Here is a 24,702-nt window from a genome sequence, read left to right as displayed (position 1 = left end):
TCACAGCCTGCGCCCCCACCCCCGGCCCCTCCCCGCAAGGGGGAGGGGAGCGACCCATGGCCTCAAGCTGAACGTGGTCCTGTCCTAAGGCTGCGCCACAAACACCAGGTGCCGGCGCAGGGGGTGGCCGGGGGCGAACAGCGGGTGGTCGAAGTCGCGGTCTGGCGCCCGCACTAAGCCGGCGCGGCGCATGACCGCCTGGGAACGGACATTCCCGACCGTGGTGTAGGCGACGACCTCAGGCAGGCCGAGGCGGCCGAAGGCGTCGGCCAGCACCGCGCGCGCCGCCTCCGGGGCGTAGCCCTGACCCCAGGCCTCGCGGGCCACCGCCCAGCCGATCTCGACGCCCGGCGCCTCCGGCAGGTCCGCGCCCACCGGCATCAGCCCGCAGTAGCCGACCAGCGCGCCGTCGGCCTGCCGCTCCAGGGCGTAGCGGCCGAACCGGTGCTGCTCGAAGGCGGCCTCGCTGCGGTCGAGGCGGGCGTCGGCCTCGGCGCGGGTCAGCACCCCGCCCAGCCAGTCGGCGACCTCGGGATCGGCCATCATGGCGGCGTAGGGCTCGCGGTCGGCCTCGCGCCAGCGGCGCAGGATCAGCCGCTGGGTGCGGATCACGCCGGCCGCGGCTGGGAGAGCGCGCCGTAGAGGTCGGTCCGCCGGTCGCGGAAGAAGCCCCAGGCGGCGCGGTGCGTGGCCAGGAAGTCGAGGTCGAACTCGGCCACCAGCGCGCCCTCGTCCTCGCGCCCGAAGGCGGCGACCAGGTCGCCGCGGTGGTCGGCGATGAAGCTGGAGCCGTAGAAGGACTGGCCGCCGTTCGGATAGTCCGCCCACGGCTCGAAGCCGATGCGGTTGGCGCCCACGACGGGAATCACGTTGGAGACCGCGTGACCCTGCATGGCGCGGCGCCACGGCGCGGCGGTGTCCAGGGCGGCGTCGTGCGGCTCTGAGCCGATGGCGGTGGGATAGAGCAGCACCTCGGCGCCCATCAGGGTCATGGCGCGAGCGGTCTCCGGGTACCACTGGTCCCAGCAGATGCCCGCGCCGATGCGGCCGAAGCGGGTGTCCCAGACCTTGAAGCCGGTGTCGCCGGGCCGGAAGTAGTACTTCTCCATATAGCCCGGCCCGTCGGGGATATGGCTCTTGCGGTAGACGCCCATCGGCGAGCCGTCGGCGTCGACCATCACCAGGCTGTTGAAATAGTGCGGCCCTTCGCGCTCGAAGATCGAGATCGGCAGCACCACGCCCAATTCCTGCGCCAGCGGCGCGAGGGCGGTGACGCAGGGGTGCTCGCGCCAGGGATGGGCCTCCTTGAACCAGCGCTCCTCCTGGGCGACGCAGAAGTACGGGCCCTGGAACAGCTCCGACGGCAGGATCACATTGGCGCCCTTGTCGGCGGCCTGGCGGATGAAGTCGGCGGTCCTGGCGATGTTGGCCTGCAGGTCCTGGCCGTAGGCGGTCTGGATCGCCGCCACCGTCAGCTTGCGGGTCATCAGGCGGGCTCCTGCTGGGTGATGCAGTGGAAGGACCCGCCGCCGGTCAGGATCGCCAGCGACGGCAGGCCGATCACCGTGCGGCCGGGGAACAGGGCTTCCAGCGCCTGCACCGCGAAGCGGCCGGGCTGCGCCTCGTAGATGGGCACGATCACCGCGCTGTTGGCGATCAGGAAGTTCATGTGGCTGGCGGGGATGGGCCCGGGCTCGCCGTCGACCCAGCCCGGCGAGGGGATGCGCACCACCTGCAGCTTGCGGCCGGTGGCGTCGGTGGCCCCGGCCAGCCGCCGGGCGGCGTCGTCATAGGCGTCGGCGTTCGGGTCGCCGCGGCCCCAGGCCACCGGGCAGGCCACCACGCCCGGCGCCACGAAGCGCGCCAGGTTGTCGACATGGCCGTCGGTGTGGTCGTTGCGCAGCCCCTCGCCCAGCCAGATCACCGTCTTCGCGCCCAGGCTGGCGGCCAGCGCCGCCTCCGCCTCGGCCTCCGTCCAGCCGGGATTGCGGTTGGGGTTCAGCAGGCACTGGCCGGTGGTCAGCACCGTGCCCTCGCCGTCGTGGTCGACCGCCCCGCCCTCGAGGATGAAGTCGTGCCGAGCCAGCGGGACGCCGGCCGCCTGGGCGATCTGCTCGGCCACCGTGTCGTCGTGCGGCAGGTCGTACTTGCCGCCCCAGCCGTTGAAGCGGAAGCCCTGCGCCTCCAGCGCGTCGCCGCGGCGGGCGAAGATCGGCCCGGTGTCGCGCAGCCAGATGTCGCCGAAGGCGCCGGGGACGATCTCGATGCCGGCCACGTCGCCCAGCATCCGCCGGGCCGCCGCCTCCCCTTCGGCGGAGCCGGTCATCAGCCGCACGCGCTCGCCGCCGGGCCCGGCCAGGGCGCGGGCCAGGGCCGCCACCTCGGCCTGCGCGGCGTCGAGGTCGTCCTCCCACAGCTCCGCATGGCTGGGGAAACCCAGCCACATGGCCCGGTGGGGCGCCCATTCGGCGGGAACGATGGTGTTCATCCAGACCTCGAAGACCAGAGCCGGGCGCAGATGGGCGCGGGCGCAGTCGCAGTCAAGCAAAAGGGCGGCCCGTCGCCGGACCGCCCTCGCCTTGGTCACGCCCGGAGGCGCGGGATCAGAACTCGTAGCGCAGGCTGATCTGGGCGTACCAGAGGGACAGCGCCGAGTTGGTGGACTTGCTGACCGTGGTCGGCACGTTGGAGTAGCGGTAGCCGACGCAGACCGGGCTGGTGAGGGCCGGAACCGCCGCCCCGCTGGCGTCGGCGCAGCTGACCTTGGCCAACTGCACGGTGTCGGAGTACTCGGCGACGCGGCCCCAGTTGCTGTTGAGCAGGTTGAGGACGTTGCGGACGTCGAACTGCACCCGCAGCTTGTGACCCTGGATAAGAGTCGGCAGCTGCTGGCTCAGCGACAGGTCGAGCCGGCTGATGGCGGGGTTGTCGTTGGAGTACTTGTCGGTCAGCCCTGTCGGGATCTTGAAGTTGGTCACGTAGCGCTGGAAGTTGGCGAGATCGGCCGCGGTGGCGAAGGTCACCATGCCGTACTTCAGGGGATTGGTCGGGCTGGGGCCGGCCGCGAAGTCCGGCACGTACAGCGCCTGCGCCGACTTGGTCACCCCGAACACCGGCCCACGGCCGCCGGTCAGGTCGCCGCTGGTGAAGCCGAAGGGCCGGCCGTCCTGACGCTCGGCGAACAGGCTGAGCCGGGTCTCGTTGTCCCCGAAGAAGTTGTGGTGGAAGCCGAACTCCAGCTTGTAGCGGTTGGGGATCTCGTAGACCGAGCGGCCCAGGTAGTCGTGGTTCGGGTCGTTCCCGGCCGGAACGCTGCCGTAGAGGGAGCCCGCCGTGGTGCCGAAGAACAGGCCGGCGCTGAGGTCCTGCATGGACTGCCTGGCGTAGCCCACCGAGAAGTCGCCGCCCCAGTCCCAGGACTTCGAGAGGGTGACGGCCGCGGTATAGGAGTGGCCCTTGTCGGTGTTGGTGATGAGCAGGTCGTTGTTGCTGCCGCCGTTGACCGAGGTCTTGCCGGGCACCGCCCCGTTGGTCAGGCCATCGTAGCGGATCCGACCGTCGGGCAGGAACTGCTGGACGCCGTTGATCACCAGCGGCTGGGCGCGGATGTCGGTGTAGGTGATGTCGTGCTGCACCTTGGTGGCCACGAGGTCGGCCGACAGGTGCCAGCCGTTCCACACGTCCCATTGGCCGGAGAGGAACAGCTTCCATTGGGCCGGCATCTGGAAGCCCGGGTCCATGGCGATCACCCCGCCCAGGGGCGGGATGGCCGGGGTTCCGGTGAGCGTGCCCTGCTGCAGTTGCTGGACCACGCTGGGGATCTGGTAGCCGAAGGTCGAGTTGGTGTTGAGATTGTCCAGGGCGGCCTGGCCGATGGCGTTGGTGAAGCCCGGGGTGTTGGCGGCGTCCCGGTATCCGATGGTCGCGCCGGCGGCGTTGACCACCCGTTGGATATCCACCGAGGTGGTGGTGTAGCCGGTGTTGTAGAACGGCGCGCCGGTGAGCACGTCGGGCGTGCCGCCGGAGAACAGGCCCAGCCCGCCGGTGAAGGTCAGGGCCGGCGTGGCCCTCCATTCGGCCGAGAGCCGGGGCATCACCACCTGCTGGCCGTCGATGGTCGTCTGGTTGGTGAAGCCGGTGCGGTTCACGAAGTTGGGGTTGAGCACCGGGCGGTCCGGTTCGTCGTAGCGGTCGATCCGCACGCCGGCCGTGACCTTCAGGTCGTCGGTGACCTGCAGGGTGTCCTGGGCGAACACCGAATAGGTCCAGTAGGTGGTGCTGAACTGGGCGTCGGTGGGATTGCCGGTGGTGGAGTTCTGGTACTGCAGCTCGCTGGCCCGGCCCGCCTGGAAGTCCGCCAGGGAGTCGAAATAGTAGATGCCGTGCGAGGCGTTGACGAACAGGTCGAGCGGCTGCGCCCGGCGGGCCTGGACGCCGAATTTGAACAGGTGCGGCGCCATGGAATATTCGCCGGTCAGCTGGAAGCGCAGTTCCTTTTCGCTGAGCGCATTGGCGTGGCGGAAGGTGTCCGGGCCGAAGTTGACCAGATCAAAGCCGTTCTGGCAGCCGCCGATCAGCTGGTTGGCGTCGCCCGTGGGCGCGGAACAGACACGGACGTCCGAGAAGTTCTGGCCGCTGGGCGGCGTCTGCGAGTCCATGAACTCGCGCTGGGTCGCCTTGAAGAAGGTCGAGAAGCGATCGGTCCAGTTGGAATGCAGTTCGAAGGTGAGGGCCTTGTCTGAATCGAACTTGGTGTAGCTCCCCGAGTCCAGCTGGATGGTGGTCGCGCCCAGGGAGGTGGTGTTGACGTTGGAGGATTCGGCGTAGCGGTAGGTCAGGCTGGCCCGTTGCCGGTCGGTGATGTTCCAGTCGATCTTGCCCGAGTACTTCTTGTCCATCACCGGGGTGGTGGCGGCGATCCCCAGGGTGTTGAACTTGCTGGCGTAGCCGTTGAACGCGCCGGTGACGGCGTCGATGGTCGCCTGGGTGCCGTTGTTGCTGAAGATGTTGGGCGCCCCGGAGCCGGGAACGCCGTACTGGGTCACGCCGACCGTCTCGTAGGTCTCATAGGACGCCGCGAAGAACAGGCGGTCCCGCCAGATCGGGCCCGAGATGAAGGCGCCCCAGTTCTTCTGGTGGATGTTGGACGGGACCTTCACGGTCTCGGTCTTGGTGCCTACCAGGCCGTCGTTCAGGTAGTTGTCGAACAGCACGCCGTGGAACTGGTTGCCGCCGGAGCGCAGCACCATGTTCATGGCGCCGCCCACGAAGTCGCCGTTCTCGACATCGGTCGGCACCGCCGCCACGGAGAACTGCTCGATGGCGTCCATGGTGACCGGCCCCCGGGCGGTGGTGAGGCCGCCCTGGTTGAGGCCGAAGTTGTCCTGCGCCGACACCCCGTCCACGGCGATGCGGTTGTAGCGGGGGTTGGAGCCGGCGATGGAGACGCCGCCGGAGTTCACGCCGATACGGGTGCTGCCGTTCAGGTCCTGCATCACCAGCATGTCGCGCCGCGCCAGGTCACGCGGGTCGCGGTTGATGCTGACCACTTCCTGGATCGCCTGACGGTTCAGCACCGTCTTGGGGCCCTGGTCCGAATCCTTCGTGCCGGCGGCGGTGACCACCAGCTCCTCGACTTCATTGGCGCCCGAGAGGTCGACCTCGACGTCGCTGGTCTTGCCCACTTCCAGGAAGACGTTCTGCAACGTCCTGGGCGGCAGGCCCCGGCCGGTGACGGTGACCGTATAGGGACCGCCGACCCGCAGGCCGCGGGCGTCGAACACACCGCCGGCTTCCGTCGAGGTGACGGCGCGGGTGCCCGACGGCGTGTGGACCAGCTGCACCATGGCGCCGGCGACCGGCTTGCCGTTGGCGGTGACCGTGCCGTGCACGGCGGACGTCGTTTCCTGCGCGTGCGCCGCGCTGGACATGACGCAGACAAGCGCCGTCGTCGCGCAAAGCGCGCGGCTGAAATTGAGCTTCATAAAAGATCCCCTTCCCACAGACCCGGGAGGACGGCGCCCCTGACCGAACCCTTTAAGTCATAAACAAGGCATATAACGTGGAATCTGGAGTTGTGGGTGACGGTTTTGTTACCCCGGCGACACGCCGGACAATGTCGCCACAATTCGCCGCAGGTGTGGCTTTGCAGCCCGCATAACGTGCATACGGTCGCGGCGCCCGAAGGAGATGCGATGACGGCCCCGGCCACGAAACGTGCGCCCGACGCGGACCTGCGGGCGGCGTTGATGATGACGCTGGCGCTGACCGTCGTCCGCGTCTTCGTCCTGTTCCGTACGCCGCTCGAGCTTCATCCGGACGAGGCCCAGTACTGGCTTTGGTCGCGGACGCTGGCCTTCGGCTATCATTCCGAGCCGCCGATGGTCGCCTGGACGATCTGGGCCACCACCCATCTGGGGGGCGACGCCGAGCCCTGGGTGCGACTGGCCGCGCCGCTGCTCCAGGGCGGGGCGACGCTGCTGGTGTTCGCCATCGGCCGTCGGCTCTACGGCGGCGCGGCGGCGCTCGCCGCCGCCGCGCTCTACGCGCTGGTGCCGGCGATCCAGCTTTCCGCCAGCGTCATCGCCACCGACGCGCCGCTGCTGTTCTTCCTGGGGCTGAGCATCCTGGCCTATGTGGCGCTGCAGCCGGCCCAGGGCCGGGCGCGGCTGCTGCTCGCCGCCGGCCTGGGCGCGGCGCTGGGCCTGGCCTTCCTCAGCGAGTACGCCGCGGTCTACGCGGTGATCGGCGTCGCGCTGCACCTGGCGCTGTCGCGGGAGGCGCGGCGGGCCTGGACGCCAGCCTCGGCGATCCTCTGCCTGGCCAGCCTCGGCGCGGTCCTGGCGCCGAACCTGGGCTGGAACGCCGCCCACGGCTTCGCCACCCTGCGCCACACGCTCGCCAACGCCAACTGGGCCGCCGACGACCTGATGAACGGCGCCGGTCTCGCCCGCTTCCTCGGGGCCCAGCTCATCGTGTTCGGGCCGATCCCGCTGGGCGCCCTGATGGTCGGCGGCGCGCTGGCGGCGCGGCGGCGGCGGATCGAGCCGGCCGACCTGCTGCTGCTCTGCTTCATCCTGCCGCCGCTGGCGATCGTCAGCGTGCAGTCGTTCGTCAGCCGCGCCCACGCCAACGGGTCGGGCGCGAGCTACCTGCCGGGCGCGGTGCTGGCCGCAGCGTGGCTGATGCGCTGGCGGGCGCGGCGGTGGCTGGCTGCCGCGCTGGTGCTGCAGGGCCTGGCAGCCGCGCTCTTCGTCACCATCATCCTGGCGCCGAGGACCGCCGAGCCGCTCGGGCTGGCAAGCGCCTTCAAACGCGCGAAGGGCTGGAGCCAGACCACGCAACTGATCCTCGACCGCGCGCGCGAAGAGCGCGGCCAGGGGCTCAGCGCCATCGCCGTCAACAACCGCTTCCTCTATTATTCCGTGGCCTACTACGGCCGCGACTTCTTCCGCGACCCTCTCAACCCACCGTTGCGCGCCTGGACGAGCGCCGGCGCGCCGCAGAACCAGGCGAAGGCCAGCGCGCCGCTCACCCCGGCCGACGGCCAGCGGGTGCTGGCCGCGGCCGACGAGGGCTGGTTCCGCGACCAGATGGCGGCCGATTTCACCAAGGTGTCGGGCCCGGAGATCGACAGCGTCACCCTGGACCGCAAGCACAAGCGCCGGGTGGTGATGTTCATAGGCGAGGGATTCCGGCCCCGCCCGCGGCCGCCGGTCAGTGTCCGGACCACACCGCCTTGAGGCGGGCGTCGCGGCCGCAGCCGATGCGATAGGCCATGTAGCTGGCCGGGTTCTTGCGCGCGTAGTCCTGGTGGTAGCCCTCGCCCATCCAGAACGTGCCGGCCGGCAGCACGCGGGTGGCGACCGGCTTGCCGAGCGTCTTGGCGACCCTGGCCTTCACGGCCTCCGCCGCCTGCCGCTCCTGGGGATCGGCGACGAAGACGGCGGTCTGGTAGGACGGCCCCTGGTCGCAGATCTGGCCGCCGGCGTCGGTGGGGTCGATGTGGTGGAAGAAGGCGTCGACCAACTGCGGATAGCTGATCTGGGCCGGGTCGTAGGTGACCTTGACCGATTCCAGGAAGCCTTCGTGGTCCTGGTAGCTGGGGTGCTGGCGCGAGCCGCCGGCGTAGCCCACCACCACCGCCTTCACGCCCGGCGTGTGCTCGATGTCGTGCTGGGCCGACCAGAAGCAGCCACCGGCGAACACCGCGGTCTTCAGGGCGCCGGCGGCGGGCGCGGCGTTGGCGCTCAACAGGGCGGTGGCGGCGAGGGCCGCGAAAAGGCGCGTCTTCATGGGGTCAGCCTGTCACGCGTGAGGCGGGGAGTCACCCGCCATAGGTAGGCGTGGGCGGGCGGTTCGCCAGGGTCAGGCGGCGGCCTGGGCCTTCACTTCGAACGGCGCCTCGGTCTTGGCCTGCACCTCGTCGAGGGCGACGCCGGGGGCCAGCTCCAGCAGGGCCAGCGGGCTCTTGCCGCGATTGACCTCGAAGACGCCGAGCTCGGTGACCACCAGGTCGACCACGCCCTGGCCGGTGAGCGGCAGGGAGCAGGCCTTGACCAGCTTGGGCGCGCCGGACTTCTCGGTGTGCTCCATGACCACCACCACGCGCTTGACGCCGGCCACCAGGTCCATGGCCCCGCCCATGCCCTTCACCATCTTGCCCGGCACCATCCAGTTGGCGAGGTCGCCGTTGGCGGCCACCTGCATGGCCCCCAGGATGGAGAGGTCGATGTGGCCGCCGCGGATCATCGCGAACGAGTCGGCGCTGGAGAAGTAGGACGACGAGTCCAGTTCGGTGATGGTCTGCTTGCCGGCGTTGATCAGGTCCGGGTCGGCCTCGCCCTCGTAGGGGAACGGGCCCATGCCGAGCATGCCGTTCTCGCTCTGCAGGGTCACCGACATGCCGGCGGGGATGTAGTTGGCCACCAGCGTCGGGATGCCGATGCCGAGGTTCACGTAGAAGCCGTCGCGCAGCTCGGTGGCGGCGCGGGCCGCCATCTGGTCACGGGTCCAGGGCATCAGACGGCCGCCTCTTCTTCGCGCTTGCGGGTGGTCAGCTGTTCGATCCGCTTCTCGTAGACCGGCCCCTTGAGGATGCGGTCGACGTAGATGCCCGGGGTGTGGATGTTGTCCTTGTCGAGGGCGCCGGTCTCCACCAGCACCTCGACCTCGGCGACCGTCACCTTGCCGGCGGTGGCCATCATCGGATTGAAGTTCCGCGCCGTGCGCCGATAGACGAGGTTGCCCTCGTGGTCGCCCTTCCAGGCCTTGACGATGGCGAGGTCGGCGGTCAGCCCGCGCTCCATCACGTACATCTCGCCGTCGAACTCGCGGACTTCCTTGCCCTCGGCCACCAGGGTGCCGACGCCGGTCTTGGTGAAGAACGCCGGGATGCCGGCGCCGCCGGCGCGGATGCGCTCGGCCAGCGTGCCCTGCGGGTTGAACTCCAGCTCCAGCTGGCCGGAGAGGTAGAGCTCGGCGAACAGCTTGTTCTCGCCGACATAGGACGAGATCATCTTGCGGATCTGGCCGCCGGCCAGCAGCACGCCGAGCCCGAAGCCGTCGACCCCGCAGTTGTTGGAGACCACCGTCAGGTCCTTGACGCCGGCGTCGCGGATCGCGGCGATCAGGTTCTCGGGGATCCCGCAGAGGCCGAAGCCGCCTGCCATGATCGTCATGCCGTCGAACAGGACCCCTGCCAGGGCGTCCGCGGCGCTTGTCTGTAGCTTGCTGACCATGCTCGGCCTTTACGCTCGAAATCGCGGCTTGAGAACACCGCCGCGCAAGAAATTCACCAAGAGGTGAACTTTCCCCGCGGCGAAGAAATCCGTGCGCGCGGGGCGAAGGGACGCTCCATAGTGCGGCCATGACTCCCGCCCCGCGCCCCGCGCCCCTACCCTAGGCCGATGAACAGCCACTCGCTCCTCATCCAGGCGCTGGTCTACCTCGCCGCCGGCGTGGTCTCGGTGCCGATCGCCAAGCGGCTGGGGCTGGGCTCGGTGCTGGGCTACCTGATCGCCGGGGTGCTGGTCGGACCCTTCCTGCTCAACCTGGTCGGGCCGCAGGGCGACGTGATGCGCTTCGCCGAGTTCGGCGTGGTCATCCTGCTGTTCCTGATCGGCCTGGAGGTGCGCCCGGCGCTGCTGTGGCGCATGCGCACCTCGATCTTCGGCCTGGGCCTGGCCCAGATGCTCGGCACGGCGGCCCTCGTGGCCGCAGCCGCCATGGCCTTTGGGTTGGACTGGCGCACCGCCGTGGCCGCCGGCCTGATCCTGGCCATGTCCTCCACCGCCATCGTGCTGCAGAGCCTGGAGGAGAAGGGCCTGCGCCAGGGGCCCGTCGGCGAGGCCTCGTTCGGGGTGCTGCTGTTCCAGGACCTGGCGGTGATCCCGCTGTTCGCCCTCTTGCCGCTGCTGACGCCGCAGGGGAGCGCGGCCGGCGCGACGGCGCACGACGCCGGCATGCTGGACGCCCTGCCCGGCTGGGCCCGGGCGCTGGCGGTGCTGGCCGCGGTGGCCGCGGTCGTGGTCGGCGGGCGCTACCTGACGCAGCCGCTGTTCCGGTTCATCGCCGCCGCGCGCCTGCGGGAGATCTTCACCGCCTCGGCCCTGCTGCTGGTGGTGGCGGTGGCGGCGCTGATGGAGCTGGTCGGCCTGTCGCCGGCGCTGGGCGCCTTCCTGGCCGGGGTGGTGCTGGCGGAGAGCGAGTTCCGCCGCGAGCTGGAGACCGACATCGAGCCGTTCCGCGGCCTGCTGCTCGGCCTGTTCTTCATCACCGTCGGCGCCGGCCTGGACTTCTCGGTGATCGGCGCGAGGCCGCTGTTGCTGATCGGCCTGGTGCTGGGCCTGATGCTGGTCAAGGCGCTGGCCATGTACGCCGCCGGCCGGCTGTTCCGCCGGTCGTCGCGCGACGCGGCGACCACCGCGGTGGCGCTGGCGCAGGGCGGGGAATTCGCCTTCGTGCTGCTGGGCTTCGCCGGCGGCGCCCTGGTGATGGACGCCGAGATGGTGAAGCTGCTGACCGCCGTGGTGGCGCTCTCCATGGCGCTGACGCCGTTCGCGCTCGCCGCCCACGAACGCTTCGTGCTCGCCCGCCCGCAGCAGCACGCCGAGCCCGAGCGCCTGCCCTTCGACGAAGGCGATCCCGACGTCATCGTGGCCGGCTTCGGCCGCTTCGGGCAGATCGCCACCCGCCTGTTGATGGCCAACAACTTCAAGGTGGTGCTGCTGGATTCCAGCATCGAGCAGATCGACCTGATCCGCCGCTTCGGCTGGCGGGTGCACTACGGCGACGCCACGCGCCTGGACCTGCTGCGCACCGCCGGCATCGAGAAGGCCAAGCTGTTGCTGGTGGCCATCGACGACCGCGACAAGGCCCTGCAGCTGGTGGCGGCGGCCGCGGAGGCCTTCCCGCAGCTGACGATCCTGGCCCGCGCCTTCGACCGGCCGCACGCCTACGAACTGCTGAAGGCCGGCTCGCGGGAAGTCGAGCGCGAGACCTTCGAGGGCGCACTGAACTTCGGCCGCCGGGCGCTGGTGCGGCTCGGCCAGTCGGAGCGGTTCGCCGCGCGGGCGGCCAACCTGTTCCGCGACCAGGACCTGGTGCTGTTCAAGCAGCTGCAGCCGGCCTACGGCGAGCAGGAACGCTACATCTCCGCCACCGTCGCCTCACGCCAGACCATGGAGAAGCTGCTGCGGGCGGAGATGGCGCGCATCGCCGCGGAGGAGGACGGGGCCGAGGCCGCACGGGCCCGCGACGCGCTCGCCCGGGTGGAGGGCGACCGCGAGGACGTGTAGAAACGGCGGATGAGCCAAGCCCACGCCGCCGCGCCCGCCATCGAGCCCGTCTCGTTCAACCAGTTCAGCCGCGACTTCGACGGCTTCGCCCAGCGCCTGGGCGGATCCTTCGCCCGCTACGGCTTTGCGGTGATCTCCGACCACGGAATCCCGCAGGACCGGATCGATGCGGCGGTGGCCGCCGGCAAGGCCTTCTTCGCCCTGCCGGAGGACGAGAAGCGCAAGTACAAGCTGCCGGTCGGCGGCCAGCGCGGCTACACCCCGTTCGGGATCGAGACCGCCAAGGGCGCCGAGCACTACGACCTGAAGGAGTTCTGGCACGTCGGCCGCGACCTGCCGCCCGGTCACCGCTTCCGCAGCCACATGCCCGACAACGTCTGGCCCGACGCCGATGTCCCCGGCTTTCACGAGACCGTCGGCTGGCTCTACGACGCCCTCGACCAGATGGGCCTGAAGGTGCTGGAGGCGATCGCCGCCTACCTCGGCCTGGAGCCCCGCTTCTTCGAGTCCACCGTCGACTTCGGCAACTCGATCCTGCGCCTGCTGCACTATCCGCCGGTGCCGAAGGACGGCCCGCACATCCGCGCCGGTGCGCACGAGGACATCAACGTCATCACCTTGCTGCTCGGCGCCGAGGAGGCCGGGCTGGAGGTGCTGGACCGCGACGGCCGCTGGCTGGCGATCAACCCGCCGCCGGGGGCGCTGGTGTGCAACATCGGCGACATGCTGCAGCGGCTGACCAACCACCGCCTGCCGTCGACGACGCACCGGGTGGTCAATCCGGCGCCGGAGCGCCGCGGCTTCCCGCGCTACTCGACGCCGTTCTTCCTGCACTTCAACTCGGACTACGAGATCCGCACCCTGCCCAACTGCGTGGACGCCGAGCACCCCGACCGCTACCCGCAGCCGATCACCGCCGACGAATACCTCCAGGAGCGCCTGCGCGAGATCAAGCTGGCCTGAGGCCTACTTGCTCAGGCGCAGGTTCTGGATCGAGTCCGCGATCGAGTCGAAGGCGACGCTCATCCCCGCCGACTGCACGTTGAAGAACTTGTCCGGCGACGAGGCGCAGTTCTGCAGCAGGCTGCTGGAGCCGGTCGTGACGTCCACCCGCACCGTGTAGACGGTGATGTTCTTGGCCTTGATGTTGGTGCAGAGCGCGCTCAGCCGGTTGTCCATGGCGGTCGTACGGTCAGCGTCGCTGGAGCTGACGCCGAGTCCGCTGAGCAGCTTCTGGAACGCGTACCCCAGGCCGTCGTAGTAGGAGCCGTAGGAGTTGCTGCGGTTCTGGAAGGTGTTCTGACCGTCAGTCATCAGCACGATGACCTTGCGCAGATCGGCGGTCTGGTACGGTGCGCCCTTGGCGTTCAGCGGCCCGGTCGGGCTGATGCTCAGCCAGCCCCAGAGCAGTCCCATGGGGATGTTGGTCTCGCCCACCGCGGTCATCCCGTTGATGGCGGCCTTCACCGAGGCGCTGGCGGTGGTGAGCGGCACGATGGTCTGCATCGCGCAGCCGACGTTGGGACCCGTGCCGCTCGGCACGCTGGTGACGCCAACGTACTTGCTGACCGCCTTGAGCTTGGTGAGATCGGTGCCCGAAGAAGGGTCGGCGGTGTAGCTGTTGCTATAGCCCGACGACGGGTTGTTCCGGCCGCCCTTCTCGTCCGGGGCGAAGAACGGGATGAACATGCTGTCCGGCGTGGCGCTGTCCGGCGCCGTGTCCTGGATGTCGTAGGGCTCGGCGCGCGTCTCCACGCAGCCGTTCCAGGGCTGGCCGAGGCTCTTCATCAGCGCCAGGCGATCGGTCTGGGCGCTGAAGATGTCGGCGCTGGCGTTCCAGCGCGACGTCGCCATCGGATCGATCCAGCCCGGGATGGCGGTTCCCCGCTGAGTGGGGCTGACGTAGTTGGTCAGCGCCGTCGTGCCCTGGACGCGGACGGTCGAGGAGAACGGCACCAGCGAGATGCGCAGCGGGGTCGGGTCGGCGCTCCGCTGCGAGGCGAGGACCAGCTTGTCGATCAGGCTGTTGGCGGCCGCCTTGAGGTTCGGCAGCTTGTTGTTCTGCGACATCGAGCCGGTGTTATCGAGCACCAGGGCGACTTCGATCTTGCCGGCGCGCTTGACCTCGGACGAGGCGCTGACGACGCCCGAGCCGGAGACCACCGGCGCGAAGCTCGGCATCTGCACCGAGGCCGAGGCCAGCACCGTGCTGCCGGACAGGGTGAAGTTGGAGGACTTCAGCACCACGCCCTGCATCATCGACAGGTTGGCCGCCAGGGCCTTGTCGCCGATGGCGTCGACGTCCGCCGAGGTCTGGGCGGTGGAGCGGGCGGCGTAGAGCGTGGCGGCGTCGAGAGCGTCCTGCAGCTTCCCGCGCTGTTCGGTGGCCGTGTAGACGTCGAACACCCCCAGCGCCATCGGCGCCAGGACGGCGATGCTCAGGGCGAACACCACCGCCGTCGCGCCGCGGTCGTCCCGCGCGCCGCGGAGCAGGCGGTCGCGAAGCTTGCGAGTGACGTTGCCGATAGCCATGGGGCAGCCCCGATTCCTGACGAAGTAGCGGGCAAGGTCACCCGGTCAGCGTAAAGGAATGCGGCGCCAGAGACGGTAAATCCCTGTTCAGCATGAAGATCCGGGCGCGCGGGAGCGTCGCCGCGCAGGGCTAGCCCAGCCGCTCGATCTCCTCGGCGCGGTGGACGCTGACGTTCAGATCGGTCACCAGGCCGTTGGCCAGCGAATAGACCCAGCCGTGGACGCACAGCTCCTGGCCGCGGGCCCAGGCGTCCTGCACGAAGAGGTCGGAGGCGACGTTCTTGACCTGGCGGATGACGTTCAGCTCCACCAGGCGGTCCCAGCGGGCCCGGTCGCCGTCGAGGGCCTCCAGCTCGTGGCGGTGGTCGTGGTGGACCTCGCGGATCGGGTGCAGCCAGTGGTCCACCAGGCCCCGGCGCTCGCCGTCCACCGCCGCGGCCACCCCGCCGCAGCCGTAGTGGCCGACCACCATGATGTGCTTTACCTTGATGACGTCGACGGCGAACTGCAGCACCGACAGGTAGTTGGCGTCCTGCGGCGGCGCGAGGTTGGCGACGTTGCGGTGCACGAACAGCTCGCCGGGATCGAGGTCGACGATCTCGTTGGCCGGGACCCGGCTGTCGGAACAGCCGATCCACAGGTATTCGGGGGCCTGCTGGCCCTCCAGCCGCTTGAAGAAGCCAGGGTCGGCGGAGACCTTGCGGTCGGCCCAGGCCCGGTTGTTCGCCTTCAGATGATCGAGCATGGCCGCGCTCTAGGCCTCCGGAACGGCCAGCGCAAGCTCGTCTCCGGTCAGGCCGGCCTGGCGTCGGGCTGGCGATCCGGGTGGGCGGCCGCGAAGGCGGGATGATCGGCGGCGCGCTCGGCCACCGCGCGGATGGCCGGCCAGGGCGTCAGGTCGACCTCGTAGCGGTTGGCCGAATAGACCTGCGGGATCAGGCAGCAGTCGGCGAGGGTCGGCTGGTCGCCGAACGCGAAGCCGGCGCCATGGCGCGCCAACATCGGCTCCAGGGCGTCGAAGCCGTCGACGATCCAGCCCTGGGTCCAGGCCAGGATGCCGGCCTGGTCGACGCCCATCTTGTGCAGCTTGCGCCCGACGCGGGTGTTGTTCAGCGGATGGATGTCGCAGGCGATGATCCCGGCCATGGCCCGGACGGCGGCGCGGTCGAGGGGCGCCTTGGGCAGGATCGGCGGCTCGGGATAGGCCTCCTCCAGCCACTCCAGGATCGCCAGGCTCTGGGTCAGCACCCGGTCGCCGATGTCGAGGGCCGGCGTCAGCCCCTGCGGGTTCACCGCGCGGTAGGCGGGCTCGCGCTGCTGGCCGGCGATCAGGTCGACCGCGGCGTAGTCGTAGGCCACGCCCTTCAGCGCCAGGCCGATCCGCACCCGATAGGGCGCGGTCGCCCGCCAGGCGCTGTGCAGGACGAAGCTCATCAGCTCACCGTGAACGTCACCCGGCCGACCCCTTCGACCTCGCCGTCCACCTTAGCGCCGCGGGGGATCGGACCAACCCCTTCCGGCGTGCCGGTGAAGATCAGGTCGCCGGGCGCCAGGCGCCACAGCTTGGAGGCCTCGGCGATCACCTCGCCGACGTTCCAGATCATGTCGGCGACGGTGGCGTCCTGGCGGACCTCGCCGTCCACCGAGATCCAGATGCGGCCCTGCGGCGGCGCGCCGGTCCATCGGCGGATCGCCGAGATGGGGGCCGAGGCGTCGAACCCCTTGCCGGAGTCCCACGGCTGGCCCTTTTCCTTGGCGGCGTTCTGCAGGTCGCGGCGGGTCAGGTCGACGCCGACCGCGTAGCCGTAGACCAGCTCCAGCGCCTGCTCCGGCGTCAGGTCGGCGCCCGAGCCGTTCAGCGCCACCACCAGCTCGATCTCGTGGTGCAGGTTGGCGGTGCGCGGCGGATAGGGCACCTCGCCGCCCGGCGTGACGATGGCGTCGGCGGGCTTGGCGAAGAAGAACGGCGGGTCGCGGTCGTCGCCGCCCATCTCGCGGCGGTGCGCGGCGTAGTTGCGGCCGACGCAGAGGATGCGGCGGACCGGGAAGGCGGCGGTTTCGCCCTCCACCGGGACGGCGGGGACGGCGGGCGGGGCGAAGGCGAAGGAGGTCATAAGCCGCGCTTAGACCCGGCACGCCGAGAAGTGAAGCCGAGTCTCCAGGGGAATTCGCCGCCCGGCGGCTCTGCCCGACCGGGGCGCCGGATTGACAACCGGGCCCGCCGGCGGCTCCACCTGGCCCACGCCGCCGTTCCGAGGAGCCTGCATGACCGTCCCCGCCGAAGGACCCCCCGCCGCAACAGGACCTCTGGCCACAGGACCTTTGGCCGACCTGGTGGTGATCGAGATGGGCACCCTGATCGCCGGCCCGTTCTGCGGCCAGATCCTCGGCGACTTCGGGGCCGAGGTGATCAAGATCGAGGACCCGCGCACCGGCGATCCCATGCGCCAGTGGGGGCGCAGCCTGCCCAATGGCCTGTCGCCCTGGTGGCCGGTGATCGGGCGCAACAAGAAGTCGGTCGGCCTCGATCTGCGCACGCCTGAGGGCCAGGAGATCGCCCGCGCCCTGATCGCCCAGGCCGACGTGGTGATCGAGAACTTCCGCCCCGGCGCCATGGAGAAGTGGGGCCTCTCCTACGAGAGCCTGGCGCAGGCCAATCCGCGCCTGGTGATGGCGCGGATCTCCGGCTTCGGCCAGACCGGCCCCTATTCGCAGCGGCCCGGCTACGGCCTGATCGGCGAGGCCATGGGCGGCCTGCGCCACGTCACCGGCGAGCCCGACCGGCCGCCGGCCCGCGCGGGCATCTCCATCGGCGACAGCCTGGCGGCCATGCATGCGGTGATGGGGATCACCATGGCCCTGCACGCCCGCGAGCGCACCGGCCGCGGCCAGGTGGTCGACGCCGCGCTCTACGAGAGCGTGCTGGCGGTGATGGAGAACACCGTCACCGAATACGACCTCACCGGCTATGTGCGCGAGCGCTCCGGCTCGATCCTGCCGGGCATCGCGCCCTCCAACGCCTACCCCTGCGCCGGCGGCGAGATGATCCTGATCGGCGGCAACGGCGACACCGTCTTCGCCCGGCTCGCCGAGGCCATGGGGCGGCCGGACCTGAAGACCGACGCGCGGTTCGTCGACCACGCCGCCCGCGGCCGCCATCAGCGCGAGCTCGACGACATCATCGCCGACTGGACCCGCGACCAGACGCTCGACGACCTGCTGCCGCAGCTGTTGGCCAAGGGGGTGCCGGCGAGCCGCGTCTACCGCGCGCCGGACATGCTGGACGACCCGCAGTTCGTCGCCCGCGAGGCGATCGTGGAGACCGAGCATCCGGTGTTCGGGGCGATCAAGATGCAGAACGCCTTTCCGAAGCTGTCGGCGACGCCGGGCCGGGTCCGCTGGCCGGGGCCGGCGCTGGGCGAACACACCGAGGCGGTGCTGCGCGAGCGGGCGGGGCTGTCGGCCGGGCGGATCGCGGAGCTTCGCAGCCTCGGCGTGATCTGAGGGGGCGTGATCCGACGGCGCGTGATCTGAGGGGGCGCGGATGACGATCGGCCCGCGACCTGTGCCGCGGACCGAAACGAGGAGCTGGGGTCGCATGACGCGGGCGATGTCCCTGGGCCGCCGGTCCGGCCCCTGCGGCCGCGCCGCAGGTCTCCCTGCGAGCTATCTAGAGCTTGGCCGTGCCGGGCGCGAGGCGGCGCCTTGTCTCAGGGGTGCGTCAGGTTGACCTGAGGAGTGCGGCGACCGCCGCGGCCACCTGGGTCACGTCGTAGGGCTTGCGGATCACCGGGGCGTTGAAGCCGCCCGGCGCGCCGCCGGCCTCGCCGTAGCCGGTGGCGAAGACAAAGGGCACGCCGCGCGCCGCCAGCGCCTCGGCCACCGGCATCACCGAGCGGCCGTTGAGGTTGGCGTCGAGCACCGCCGCATCGATCGGCCGGTCGAGCAGGGCCAGCGCCTCTTCCAGTTCATAGGCCGGACCGATCACCTCGGCGCCGGCTTCCGAGAGCCCGATCTCCAGCTCCAGGGCCAGCAGCACGGCGTCCTCGACGATCAGCACGCGGGCGCCCTTCAGGCTGGCCGGGCCGCTGGACGCCACGACCGTCTCCGCCACGCGGGCGACCTGCGGGCCGTCCGGCACCGTCTCCGGCCGCGGCGCGATGGCCTGCGGGCCGGCGCGCAGCCGGGCGTGGACGCCGGCGGAGCGGTATTCGACGCCGGCGTCGCCGTTCAGCTCGCGCCCGGTGACCTGCTCCAGCAGGGTCGAGCCGAAGCCGCGCCGCGCGGGCGGCGAGACGGTCGGGCCGCCGGTCTCGGTCCACTGCAGTTCGAAGCCGCCGCCCGCCAGCCGTTTCCAGCGCAGGTCCACGTGCCCGGTGTCCACCGACAGGGCGCCGAACTTCACCGCATTGGTGGCCAGCTCGTGCAGCGCCAGCGACAGGGCGTTGGCCGCGCGCGGGGTGAGGAACAGCTCCGGACCGTCCCAGCTGGTCTGGCCGGGCGCCAGGGCGCCGAGCTCGGCGGCCGCCAGGTGGTCCACCGCCGCGCCGCGCCAGCGCGCGGCGGTGAGCAGTTCGTTGGCCGAGCCCATGGCCTTCAGCCGGCCGCTGAAGTTCTGCAGGAAGGCGTCGAGGGAGGTGGTGCGCTTGGCGGTCTGGTAGGCCAGCGCCTGGACGGTCGCCAGGACGTTCTTCACCCGGTGGTCCAGCTCGGACATCAGCGTCTGCCGCTGGTCCTCCTCGAGCTTGCGCGCGGTGACGTCGTCGACGATGCAGGTGACGCCGGCGGGGCGCCCGTCGGGCCCCGGGAACTGGACGCCGGCGCAGCGGATCCAGACGGTGCGGCCGTCATCCGGCCGGATCTGCCGGAACTCGGCCTCGAAGGGGCCGCCGGCCTCGACGTTGGCGGCGCGCTTTTCCCGCAGCTCCGCAAGATCGTCGGGATGCACATGGCGGTCCAGGGCGGTCCCGCCCTCGGCCGGCATTTCCCCGGCCGGCAATCCGGTGAGGGTGGCCATCCGCGGGCTGATCGCGAACACGTCGCGGACCATGTCCCAATCGAACTCACCCAGGCCGGCGGCTTTCAGCGCGAGTTCCAGGCGTTCTCGGTTCACTCTGCAGCCCATCTCTGCCGCGTCATAGGGTGACCATAGGGCTACAGCCCGCGCCGCGCGATAGGAACCCGTGCGTTTCCCACAGCGTTTCGGGCGCCGGGGGGACGACCCGCTTTTGCGCCGAAGGCGGAACCGGCCTATGCTGCTCGACGTTCAGGCTGCGCCCCCCGCCGGGGCTCAAATCCCTTTGGAGATCTCCCCATGCCCGCGAACGCCGCCGACTATGCCGCCGACGAGATGAAGGCCGCGTCCGGCAATGCGACCGAGAGCGCCAGCCGCCTGAGCGCCGAGGCTCAACGCACCTTCGCCGAGGCCCGCACTCGCATCGAGCAGGTGGTCCAGGACGGCCTCGAGCAGCTGCGCGCGCAGTCGCGCGCCTATGCCGACAACGCCGGCCAGCAACTTGAACAGGCCGGCCAATACGTCACCGAGCGCGTGAAGGAACGGCCGCTGGCCGCCACCGGCGCGGCGCTGGGCGTCGGCGTGCTCATCGGCCTGCTGCTCTCCTCCGGCCGCCGTTGATCTTCAAGAAGGCGCTAGGCCTTGTCGCCGCCATCGCTGCGATGGCGGCGGCCGCCGCCGTCTGCGTCGTCGCAGCGGCCTTCGCGCTCTATGCGCTCGCCCGTTATTATCTCGGCCCGGCCGGCGCCGCGGCGGTGATCGCCGTGCTGGCGGCCCTGCTGGCGCTGACCCTGGCCCTGGTGGTGCTGCGCAAGGCCAAGCCGAAGCCGATCAAGGCCGACGACCAGAACATGACCACCCGCCTCATCGAGCTGGCGCGGGAGAAGCCGGTGATCGCCACCGGCGCGGCCGTCGCCGCCGCGGTGGTGCTGGTGCGCAATCCGAAGATCCTCTCCGCCGTGGTCAGCGCGGCCATCGCCAGCCGCGCCACGCGAGCGCCGGTCCCCGAGAAGACCCGGCGCCGCTGAGCCATCCCATCACTTCGAAAGGAGCGCTGGGAACAGCCCCGGTTGAATGACGTTGAATTGGCGAGCGGGCGAGCGACCCGCGCAACGTGAGAAGCGCCTTCGGCGCGCATGGAGAACGCCAATGCTCGGCTGGGCCCTGACCTTCCTGGTGGTCGCGTTGATCGCGGCAGTGCTTGGTTTCACGACGATCGCGGGCGCCGCGATGGGTGTCGCCAAGATCCTGTTCTACGTCTTCCTGGTGCTGTTCCTGGTGTCCATCGTCATGCATTTCGTACGCGGACGCGGGGTGCCCTAGACGCGGTTCAGCGCCGGTCCAGAGACCAGGTGCGATACGGCTCGTAATGCGAGCCGGTCCAAACGAGGGCGGCGATGCGAATCGCCGCCCCTTCTATGTCGACCACGTTGAACCCCGGCGGGACGCCGCGCTCGCGCACCGACAGGGTGCCGGCGCCCACCGCATAGGTCTTGCCGTCGTCGAACGGGTAGGGCCAGGCGAAGGGCGCGTGGATGTGGCCCGAGAGCACCAGGTCCACCTTGGCGGCGGCGAAGGCCGCGGCTGCCGCCTCCCCGCCCCAGACCCGCGCCGTCATCGGCCCGCCGATCATCTCCATCAGCGGGTGGTGGCATGTGACGATGCGGAAGCACTCGGCCGGGACCGTCTCGAACCATTGCGCCGCCTCGCGCACCTGGCCGGCGGCGAGCTGGCCCTTCGACCAGTTGAGCCGGGGCTGGGCGCCGCGCGCGGTGTTCACCGCCTTCACCGCGAAGCCGCCGCCCAGGTGGCTCTGGGTCCGGGCCGGGCCGATGCTGTGCTCGAAGCGCCGGAACGGGGTGAAGATCCGCTCCGCCCAGGCGATGTAGGGGGCGTCGTGATTGCCGGGCGTCACCAGCTTGGGGCCGTTGAGGCTGTCCAGCCAGCGGGCCGCGGCGTCGAACTCCGCCTTCTCGCCGTAGCGGGTGAGGTCGCCGGAGACCACGATCAGGTCGAAGTCGCCAGCGTTCAGGTACTCGGCCGCGCCGGCCACCGCGGCGACGTTCTCGCCGCCGAAATGGATGTCGGACAGGTGCGCCAGGCGAATGGCCACGCTCAGAGGTCCTTTGGGATGGCCAGCACCCGCACCAGCTCCGGCTTGTAGGTGACCTCTGCCAGCGACTTCAGCCGCACGGACTCGCCGTCGAGGATGGCGGGGATGCCGTGCGCGGCCCAGATGCGCGCCACCTTGCAGCGCTCGCTGTCCACCGCCGGCGCATCGCGCCAGTCGCCGATCAGGGCGTGCAGGCCCAGGCGGAAGGCGTCGGCCGCGCCCTTCACGTCGAGCACGGCGGCCTCCAGGGTCTGCTCGTCCTCGTTCAGCGCCCGGGAGGTCAGCGGGCACAGGAACACCAGCGCCTCGGCCTTTTCCCGCGGGCCGACGTCGAGCATGTAGCGCAGCCGGCCGGAGAAGGCCCGCCGCAGGGCGCGCCGCGCGCGCATCAGGGCGAGCTTGTTCTGGCCGAAGCGCGCGGCCTCGCGGGCCGGGGCCCACAGCGCCGGCGAGCCGAGGATGGCGGCCACCAGGAACCGGCGGCCTTCGACCTCGCCGCCGCCCAGCATCCGCTCCGAGCCCTGAGCCAGCGCGATGGTGAGCGCGTCCTGCCAGGACCTCGACCCGTAGATGGCGTGCGGCAGCATGTTCATGGTGCCGCCCGGCAGCGGCGCGAGGATTGGCCCGTCAGGACCGCACATCTCCGCGGCCGCCCGGGCCGTGCCGTCGCCGGCGATCACCACCAGCAAATCTGGCGCGGCGTCCACCGCGGCGCGCAGGGCGCGGGACAGGTCCCCGGTGGCCGGCGCGCGGATGTTCGCGTCCAGGCCGACGTCGGCGAATATCTTTGCGGCTTCCTGCGGCGCGTCCTTGCCGACGCTGCCCGAAGCCACATTGGCGATCACTTCCACACGACGAATTGCCGTCACCGCCCCCCCTCCTCGAGGTTCCCTAGCCGGCGGTGTCGGCGGCCTTGGTCTTCACGGATTGTCCGGCGTCACGCAGCGACTGTCCAGCGTTGCTGGCCGCGTCGCGCACCGCCGGCTCCGCGCGGTTGGCGGCGACGTTGAGGTTCTGGTCGACCACGCCGCCGGCGCGGGTGAAGGAGCCGTTGATCGCCGCCAGCACCAGCAGCACCACGCCGATGGCGGCGGCGATGAAGGTGAAGGTCATGGCGACCGGATGCCGCTTGCGGCTGGCCCGCTCGTCGCTGCGACCGCGTTCATAGGCCTCCCGCAGATCGGCCCTCATCTCGTCCCGACCCGCCGTGTCGACGGTGGTCGTGCTATCGTGCAGGCGCGCAGCTGCCATCTCGGAGCTCCCAAACGTCGTTCGTCAGCCTCCAAACGGCGGCGCGGCGGCGTTGTTCCGGCGGAACTGTCACGCTTGATCCGCGTTAGGCCCGCCAGGGGACAAACAAGGAGAGCCCATCAAATGCTCAAACCATGGATCGCGATCGCCGGGGCCAGCGTGTTGCTCACCGCGTGCGCGAACGACCCCCACACCACCAACACCACCCTGGGCGGAGCCGCCTTGGGCGCCGTCGCCGGCGCGGTGATCGGCAACAACACCGGATCCGGCAATGCGGCCACCGGCGCGGCCATCGGCGCTCTGGTGGGCGGCGCGGCCGGCGCGGTGAAGGGCTGCAACGACCAGGGCGGCTGCGGCGCCAGCACGCCCAGCCGGCGCCAGTACTACGACGAGCGTGCGGGTCGGTATTACTACTACGACTCCGGCAGCGGCCGTTACTATTGGGAAGACGGCAGCCCGCGCTCCTAGGCGGCGGACACGCCTGTGGATTGGCGAGGGCGGTCGGAAGCTCCGGCCGCCCTTTGTCATGTTGGCTTTGCAAGGACCCGAGGGGGTACGACGATGAAGACCATGAGCACCGCAGCCGCAGTCGCCGCCGGCGCCGCGCTGGCGCTGGCGTTGGCCGGCTGCACGACCATCGAGAACGCCCGGGGGCGGATCGTGAAGGCGCCGGCGCGCTGTCCCGACCAGACCGTCGACATCTATTTCGAGCCGCAGTCGGCGGAGGTGACGCCGGAGGGCCGCGCGGTGATCGCCGCGGCGGCGAACGGCGCCCAGGGCTGTGCGGTCCGCCGGGTGGAGGTGTTGGGCCTGGCCGACGCGGCCGGCGCGCCCGAGGCCAACCTGGAGCTCTCCAAGCGCCGCGCCCAGTCGGTGACCGCCGCCCTGGCGGGGGCCGGGCTGCCGCCGGCGGAGTTCCGGGTGTCGGCGGGCGGACAGGCGGGCTCGGTCACCGCCGGCGGCCAGGCCGCGCCCTTGCGCCGCCGTGTGGACGTGGTGCTGCACCTGGCGCCGCGCTGAGGCGCGGAGGCTGCCCGTTCGACGCACAAAGCCTGTTCGACGCACAAAGAAAGGGCGGACCCGAAGGTCCGCCTGAGTGTGCATCATCGAGAAAAGGGGTGCGGAGACGGCAGACTGGCATGGTCGCCAGTCTCAAGTCGGGGGGGGCGTCGCCGCCTCCGCAAGTCTTAAACACCCGCCCCCAGGAACCGTTCCGGCCGACGGCGAAGAATCCAGAATTTTTTTCACACGCCGGCGCCGCCCCGCCGCGGAGCGCCGGCGCCGGTCGCGCAGGCCCGGCCACCTCACCCCGAGACCATTGAAAAGGCAACGATATTTCAAAGCTTAACCGTTTTCCGCGGCCCTCGCGGAACGGCGGTCGCGCCGGACGCGTTACCTCCGAAGCGGGCGCTCCAGGCCCGCGCCGCCAGGGAGGGCCCGGTCATGCGTGGCTTCTATGCGCCGCGGGGCGGTTTCACGTTGATGAAGACGCCCAGCCACCGCCAACAGGTCAGCCGCCGGCGGCTGATGGTGGTCTGCACGGTGCTGGCGATGGCCATGGTCAGCGGCCTGATCGGATCCATGACCCATCCGCACGCACCGGTGTCGGCGGCGCCCGCCACCGGCCCGTTCAGCTATTTCCCGTCTGAGTAAGGAGCCTTCGCATGGCGCTTTCCACGCGCACCACCGCCCGGCCGACCCTGGGGGCCACGCGCGCCCGGCAAGGCCGGCTCGGCCGTCCCGTCCTGTGGGTGCTGCTGTTCAGCCTGCTGCTGGTCGTGCTCGGCTTCCTGGCCGCCTACACCTGGAAGTCCGGCGACTTCAGCCGCGCCAATTCCGACAATGGAAGGCCCAGGGCGGGCGCGCCCCAGTTCAATGCTCCTGCGCCCGGCGCCGCCGACCGCCAGAACTACCAGCAAGGCGCGCCGCTGGCGCCGAAGAACGGCGGCAACCCCAGCAATCCCGGCCAATAGACGGCCCGGACCTGCGCAATA

At 70.6% G+C, this 24,702-nt stretch carries 26 protein-coding genes; 11 read left to right on the top strand and 15 right to left on the bottom strand.

The window, feature by feature from the left end; all coding sequences use genetic code 11:
* Positions 1-84: 84 nt before the first annotated feature.
* The 4 genes from DJ021_RS08385 to DJ021_RS08370 form a co-directional block, all read right to left on the bottom strand.
* Positions 85-612 carry a GNAT family N-acetyltransferase gene (locus DJ021_RS08385; RefSeq protein WP_111457113.1) on the bottom strand — a complete coding sequence of 176 codons (528 nt, stop codon included), beginning with the start codon at positions 610-612 and terminating at the stop codon, positions 85-87.
* Positions 609-1,487 (bottom strand): N-carbamoylputrescine amidase, encoded by an 879-nt coding sequence (aguB, locus tag DJ021_RS08380; RefSeq protein WP_111457112.1) that lies wholly within the window; start codon positions 1,485-1,487, stop codon positions 609-611. The genes DJ021_RS08385 and aguB overlap by 4 nt, the downstream gene beginning before the upstream one ends.
* Positions 1,487-2,488, bottom strand: coding sequence for an agmatine deiminase family protein (locus tag DJ021_RS08375; RefSeq protein WP_111459028.1), 1,002 nt, complete (start codon positions 2,486-2,488; stop codon positions 1,487-1,489). The genes aguB and DJ021_RS08375 overlap by 1 nt, the downstream gene beginning before the upstream one ends.
* A 115-nt stretch (positions 2,489-2,603) precedes the next feature.
* Positions 2,604-5,984 (bottom strand): TonB-dependent receptor, encoded by a 3,381-nt coding sequence (locus tag DJ021_RS08370; protein WP_111457111.1) that lies wholly within the window; start codon positions 5,982-5,984, stop codon positions 2,604-2,606.
* A 210-nt stretch (positions 5,985-6,194) separates the two neighbouring features.
* On the opposite strand from DJ021_RS08370, the gene DJ021_RS08365 reads away from it, so the two are divergent.
* A complete protein-coding gene (locus tag DJ021_RS08365; RefSeq protein WP_111457110.1) occupies positions 6,195-7,742 on the top strand; it encodes an ArnT family glycosyltransferase in 1,548 nt (515 codons plus the stop codon).
* On the opposite strand, the gene msrA is transcribed toward DJ021_RS08365, so the two are convergent.
* The 3 genes from msrA to DJ021_RS08350 form a co-directional block, all read right to left on the bottom strand.
* The gene (msrA, locus tag DJ021_RS08360; RefSeq protein ID WP_111457109.1) at positions 7,717-8,295 is read right to left on the bottom strand and encodes a peptide-methionine (S)-S-oxide reductase MsrA; all 579 of its coding nucleotides are present in this window, start codon (positions 8,293-8,295) and stop codon (positions 7,717-7,719) included. The two genes, DJ021_RS08365 and msrA, sit on opposite strands and share 26 nt — an antisense overlap.
* Before the next feature lie 72 nt (positions 8,296-8,367).
* Positions 8,368-9,021: a 3-oxoacid CoA-transferase subunit B gene (locus DJ021_RS08355; RefSeq protein WP_111457108.1), complete on the bottom strand. Its 654-nt coding sequence runs from the start codon at positions 9,019-9,021 to the stop codon at positions 8,368-8,370.
* Positions 9,021-9,740 (bottom strand): CoA transferase subunit A, encoded by a 720-nt coding sequence (locus DJ021_RS08350; protein ID WP_111457107.1) that lies wholly within the window; start codon positions 9,738-9,740, stop codon positions 9,021-9,023. The genes DJ021_RS08355 and DJ021_RS08350 overlap by 1 nt, the downstream gene beginning before the upstream one ends.
* Positions 9,741-9,908: 168 nt before the next feature.
* Between DJ021_RS08350 and DJ021_RS08345 the strand changes: the two genes are divergently transcribed.
* On the top strand, positions 9,909-11,798 hold the full coding sequence (locus DJ021_RS08345; protein ID WP_111457106.1) for a monovalent cation:proton antiporter-2 (CPA2) family protein: 1,890 nt from the start codon (positions 9,909-9,911) through the stop codon (positions 11,796-11,798).
* Positions 11,799-11,807: 9 nt separating this feature from the next.
* Positions 11,808-12,761, top strand: coding sequence for an isopenicillin N synthase family dioxygenase (locus tag DJ021_RS08340; protein WP_111457105.1), 954 nt, complete (start codon positions 11,808-11,810; stop codon positions 12,759-12,761).
* A gap of 3 nt (positions 12,762-12,764) precedes the next feature.
* Here DJ021_RS08340 and DJ021_RS08335 read toward each other — a convergent pair whose 3' ends face one another.
* From DJ021_RS08335 to DJ021_RS08320, 4 genes are all read right to left on the bottom strand, one after another.
* The gene (locus tag DJ021_RS08335) at positions 12,765-14,330 is read right to left on the bottom strand and encodes a TadE/TadG family type IV pilus assembly protein (RefSeq protein ID WP_111457104.1); all 1,566 of its coding nucleotides are present in this window, start codon (positions 14,328-14,330) and stop codon (positions 12,765-12,767) included.
* Between the two features lie 130 nt (positions 14,331-14,460).
* Positions 14,461-15,075, bottom strand: coding sequence for a carbonic anhydrase (locus DJ021_RS08330; protein WP_111457103.1), 615 nt, complete (start codon positions 15,073-15,075; stop codon positions 14,461-14,463).
* Positions 15,076-15,122: 47 nt separating this feature from the next.
* On the bottom strand, positions 15,123-15,764 hold the full coding sequence (gene maiA / locus DJ021_RS08325) for a maleylacetoacetate isomerase (RefSeq protein ID WP_111457102.1): 642 nt from the start codon (positions 15,762-15,764) through the stop codon (positions 15,123-15,125).
* On the bottom strand, positions 15,764-16,444 hold the full coding sequence (locus tag DJ021_RS08320; RefSeq protein ID WP_111457101.1) for a fumarylacetoacetate hydrolase family protein: 681 nt from the start codon (positions 16,442-16,444) through the stop codon (positions 15,764-15,766). The genes maiA and DJ021_RS08320 overlap by 1 nt, the downstream gene beginning before the upstream one ends.
* A gap of 151 nt (positions 16,445-16,595) precedes the next feature.
* Between DJ021_RS08320 and DJ021_RS08315 the strand changes: the two genes are divergently transcribed.
* A complete protein-coding gene (locus DJ021_RS08315; protein WP_111457100.1) occupies positions 16,596-17,834 on the top strand; it encodes a CaiB/BaiF CoA transferase family protein in 1,239 nt (412 codons plus the stop codon).
* Between the two features lie 217 nt (positions 17,835-18,051).
* Here DJ021_RS08315 and DJ021_RS08310 read toward each other — a convergent pair whose 3' ends face one another.
* Positions 18,052-19,443 (bottom strand): HWE histidine kinase domain-containing protein, encoded by a 1,392-nt coding sequence (locus DJ021_RS08310; protein WP_243625931.1) that lies wholly within the window; start codon positions 19,441-19,443, stop codon positions 18,052-18,054.
* 201 nt (positions 19,444-19,644) lie between these two features.
* Between DJ021_RS08310 and DJ021_RS08305 the strand changes: the two genes are divergently transcribed.
* From DJ021_RS08305 to DJ021_RS08295, 3 genes are all read left to right on the top strand, one after another.
* Positions 19,645-19,965, top strand: coding sequence for a glycine zipper domain-containing protein (locus DJ021_RS08305; RefSeq protein ID WP_111457098.1), 321 nt, complete (start codon positions 19,645-19,647; stop codon positions 19,963-19,965).
* Positions 19,962-20,372, top strand: coding sequence for a hypothetical protein (locus DJ021_RS08300; protein ID WP_111457097.1), 411 nt, complete (start codon positions 19,962-19,964; stop codon positions 20,370-20,372). Before DJ021_RS08305 ends, DJ021_RS08300 begins: the two co-directional genes overlap by 4 nt.
* A gap of 121 nt (positions 20,373-20,493) precedes the next feature.
* The gene (locus tag DJ021_RS08295; protein WP_111457096.1) at positions 20,494-20,667 is read left to right on the top strand and encodes a DUF1328 domain-containing protein; all 174 of its coding nucleotides are present in this window, start codon (positions 20,494-20,496) and stop codon (positions 20,665-20,667) included.
* A 7-nt stretch (positions 20,668-20,674) separates the two neighbouring features.
* Here DJ021_RS08295 and DJ021_RS08290 read toward each other — a convergent pair whose 3' ends face one another.
* The 3 genes from DJ021_RS08290 to DJ021_RS08280 are packed head-to-tail and all read right to left on the bottom strand — an operon-like array spanning position 20,675 to position 22,708.
* Positions 20,675-21,457 carry a metallophosphoesterase family protein gene (locus DJ021_RS08290; RefSeq protein WP_111457095.1) on the bottom strand — a complete coding sequence of 261 codons (783 nt, stop codon included), beginning with the start codon at positions 21,455-21,457 and terminating at the stop codon, positions 20,675-20,677.
* 2 nt (positions 21,458-21,459) lie between these two features.
* A complete protein-coding gene (locus DJ021_RS08285) occupies positions 21,460-22,326 on the bottom strand; it encodes a diacylglycerol/lipid kinase family protein (RefSeq protein WP_111457094.1) in 867 nt (288 codons plus the stop codon).
* Positions 22,327-22,348: 22 nt separating this feature from the next.
* Entirely contained in the window at positions 22,349-22,708 is a 360-nt protein-coding gene (locus DJ021_RS08280) for a hypothetical protein (RefSeq protein WP_111457093.1), read from the bottom strand.
* 123 nt (positions 22,709-22,831) lie between these two features.
* Here DJ021_RS08280 and DJ021_RS08275 point away from each other — a divergent pair, with 123 nt between their 5' ends.
* The 4 genes from DJ021_RS08275 to DJ021_RS08260 all read left to right on the top strand — a co-directional run bounded on the left by DJ021_RS08275 (position 22,832) and on the right by DJ021_RS08260 (position 24,681).
* The gene (locus DJ021_RS08275) at positions 22,832-23,176 is read left to right on the top strand and encodes a YMGG-like glycine zipper-containing protein (RefSeq protein WP_111457092.1); all 345 of its coding nucleotides are present in this window, start codon (positions 22,832-22,834) and stop codon (positions 23,174-23,176) included.
* Between the two features lie 102 nt (positions 23,177-23,278).
* A complete protein-coding gene (locus tag DJ021_RS08270) occupies positions 23,279-23,728 on the top strand; it encodes an OmpA family protein (RefSeq protein ID WP_165837150.1) in 450 nt (149 codons plus the stop codon).
* Positions 23,729-24,151: 423 nt separating this feature from the next.
* Positions 24,152-24,361 (top strand): hypothetical protein, encoded by a 210-nt coding sequence (locus tag DJ021_RS08265; protein WP_111457090.1) that lies wholly within the window; start codon positions 24,152-24,154, stop codon positions 24,359-24,361.
* 11 nt (positions 24,362-24,372) lie between these two features.
* Positions 24,373-24,681 (top strand): hypothetical protein, encoded by a 309-nt coding sequence (locus DJ021_RS08260; RefSeq protein ID WP_111457089.1) that lies wholly within the window; start codon positions 24,373-24,375, stop codon positions 24,679-24,681.
* The last annotated feature ends 21 nt before the right edge of the window (positions 24,682-24,702 follow it).

Origin of the sequence: Phenylobacterium hankyongense (genome assembly GCF_003254505.1) — a bacterium.
GTDB classification, from domain to species: Bacteria; Pseudomonadota; Alphaproteobacteria; order Caulobacterales; family Caulobacteraceae; genus Phenylobacterium; species Phenylobacterium hankyongense.
The sequence above is the reverse complement of the archived record's forward strand: the minus strand, read 5'-3'. Positions and strand labels throughout refer to the sequence as shown.

Bases quoted from the DNA above. Each gene is read 5' to 3' on its own strand.
- DJ021_RS08280 (WP_111457093.1), bottom strand. From the start codon at position 22,708: ATGGCAGCTGCGCGCCTGCACGATAGCACGACCACCGTCGACACGGCG.
- DJ021_RS08355 (WP_111457108.1), bottom strand. From the start codon at position 9,021: ATGCCCTGGACCCGTGACCAGATGGCGGCCCGCGCCGCCACCGAGCTG.
- DJ021_RS08305 (WP_111457098.1), top strand. From the start codon at position 19,645: ATGCCCGCGAACGCCGCCGACTATGCCGCCGACGAGATGAAGGCCGCG.
- DJ021_RS08335 (WP_111457104.1), bottom strand. From the start codon at position 14,330: ATGGCTATCGGCAACGTCACTCGCAAGCTTCGCGACCGCCTGCTCCGC.
- aguB (WP_111457112.1), bottom strand. From the start codon at position 1,487: ATGACCCGCAAGCTGACGGTGGCGGCGATCCAGACCGCCTACGGCCAG.
- DJ021_RS08365 (WP_111457110.1), top strand. From the start codon at position 6,195: ATGACGGCCCCGGCCACGAAACGTGCGCCCGACGCGGACCTGCGGGCG.
- DJ021_RS08370 (WP_111457111.1), bottom strand. From the start codon at position 5,984: ATGAAGCTCAATTTCAGCCGCGCGCTTTGCGCGACGACGGCGCTTGTC.
- DJ021_RS08270 (WP_165837150.1), top strand. From the start codon at position 23,279: ATGAGCACCGCAGCCGCAGTCGCCGCCGGCGCCGCGCTGGCGCTGGCG.
- DJ021_RS08260 (WP_111457089.1), top strand. From the start codon at position 24,373: ATGGCGCTTTCCACGCGCACCACCGCCCGGCCGACCCTGGGGGCCACG.
- DJ021_RS08345 (WP_111457106.1), top strand. From the start codon at position 9,909: ATGAACAGCCACTCGCTCCTCATCCAGGCGCTGGTCTACCTCGCCGCC.
- maiA (WP_111457102.1), bottom strand. From the start codon at position 15,764: ATGAGCTTCGTCCTGCACAGCGCCTGGCGGGCGACCGCGCCCTATCGG.
- DJ021_RS08350 (WP_111457107.1), bottom strand. From the start codon at position 9,740: ATGGTCAGCAAGCTACAGACAAGCGCCGCGGACGCCCTGGCAGGGGTC.
- DJ021_RS08265 (WP_111457090.1), top strand. From the start codon at position 24,152: ATGCGTGGCTTCTATGCGCCGCGGGGCGGTTTCACGTTGATGAAGACG.
- DJ021_RS08315 (WP_111457100.1), top strand. From the start codon at position 16,596: ATGACCGTCCCCGCCGAAGGACCCCCCGCCGCAACAGGACCTCTGGCC.
- DJ021_RS08375 (WP_111459028.1), bottom strand. From the start codon at position 2,488: ATGAACACCATCGTTCCCGCCGAATGGGCGCCCCACCGGGCCATGTGG.
- DJ021_RS08295 (WP_111457096.1), top strand. From the start codon at position 20,494: ATGCTCGGCTGGGCCCTGACCTTCCTGGTGGTCGCGTTGATCGCGGCA.
- DJ021_RS08320 (WP_111457101.1), bottom strand. From the start codon at position 16,444: ATGACCTCCTTCGCCTTCGCCCCGCCCGCCGTCCCCGCCGTCCCGGTG.
- msrA (WP_111457109.1), bottom strand. From the start codon at position 8,295: ATGAAGACGCGCCTTTTCGCGGCCCTCGCCGCCACCGCCCTGTTGAGC.
- DJ021_RS08330 (WP_111457103.1), bottom strand. From the start codon at position 15,075: ATGCTCGATCATCTGAAGGCGAACAACCGGGCCTGGGCCGACCGCAAG.
- DJ021_RS08340 (WP_111457105.1), top strand. From the start codon at position 11,808: ATGAGCCAAGCCCACGCCGCCGCGCCCGCCATCGAGCCCGTCTCGTTC.
- DJ021_RS08275 (WP_111457092.1), top strand. From the start codon at position 22,832: ATGCTCAAACCATGGATCGCGATCGCCGGGGCCAGCGTGTTGCTCACC.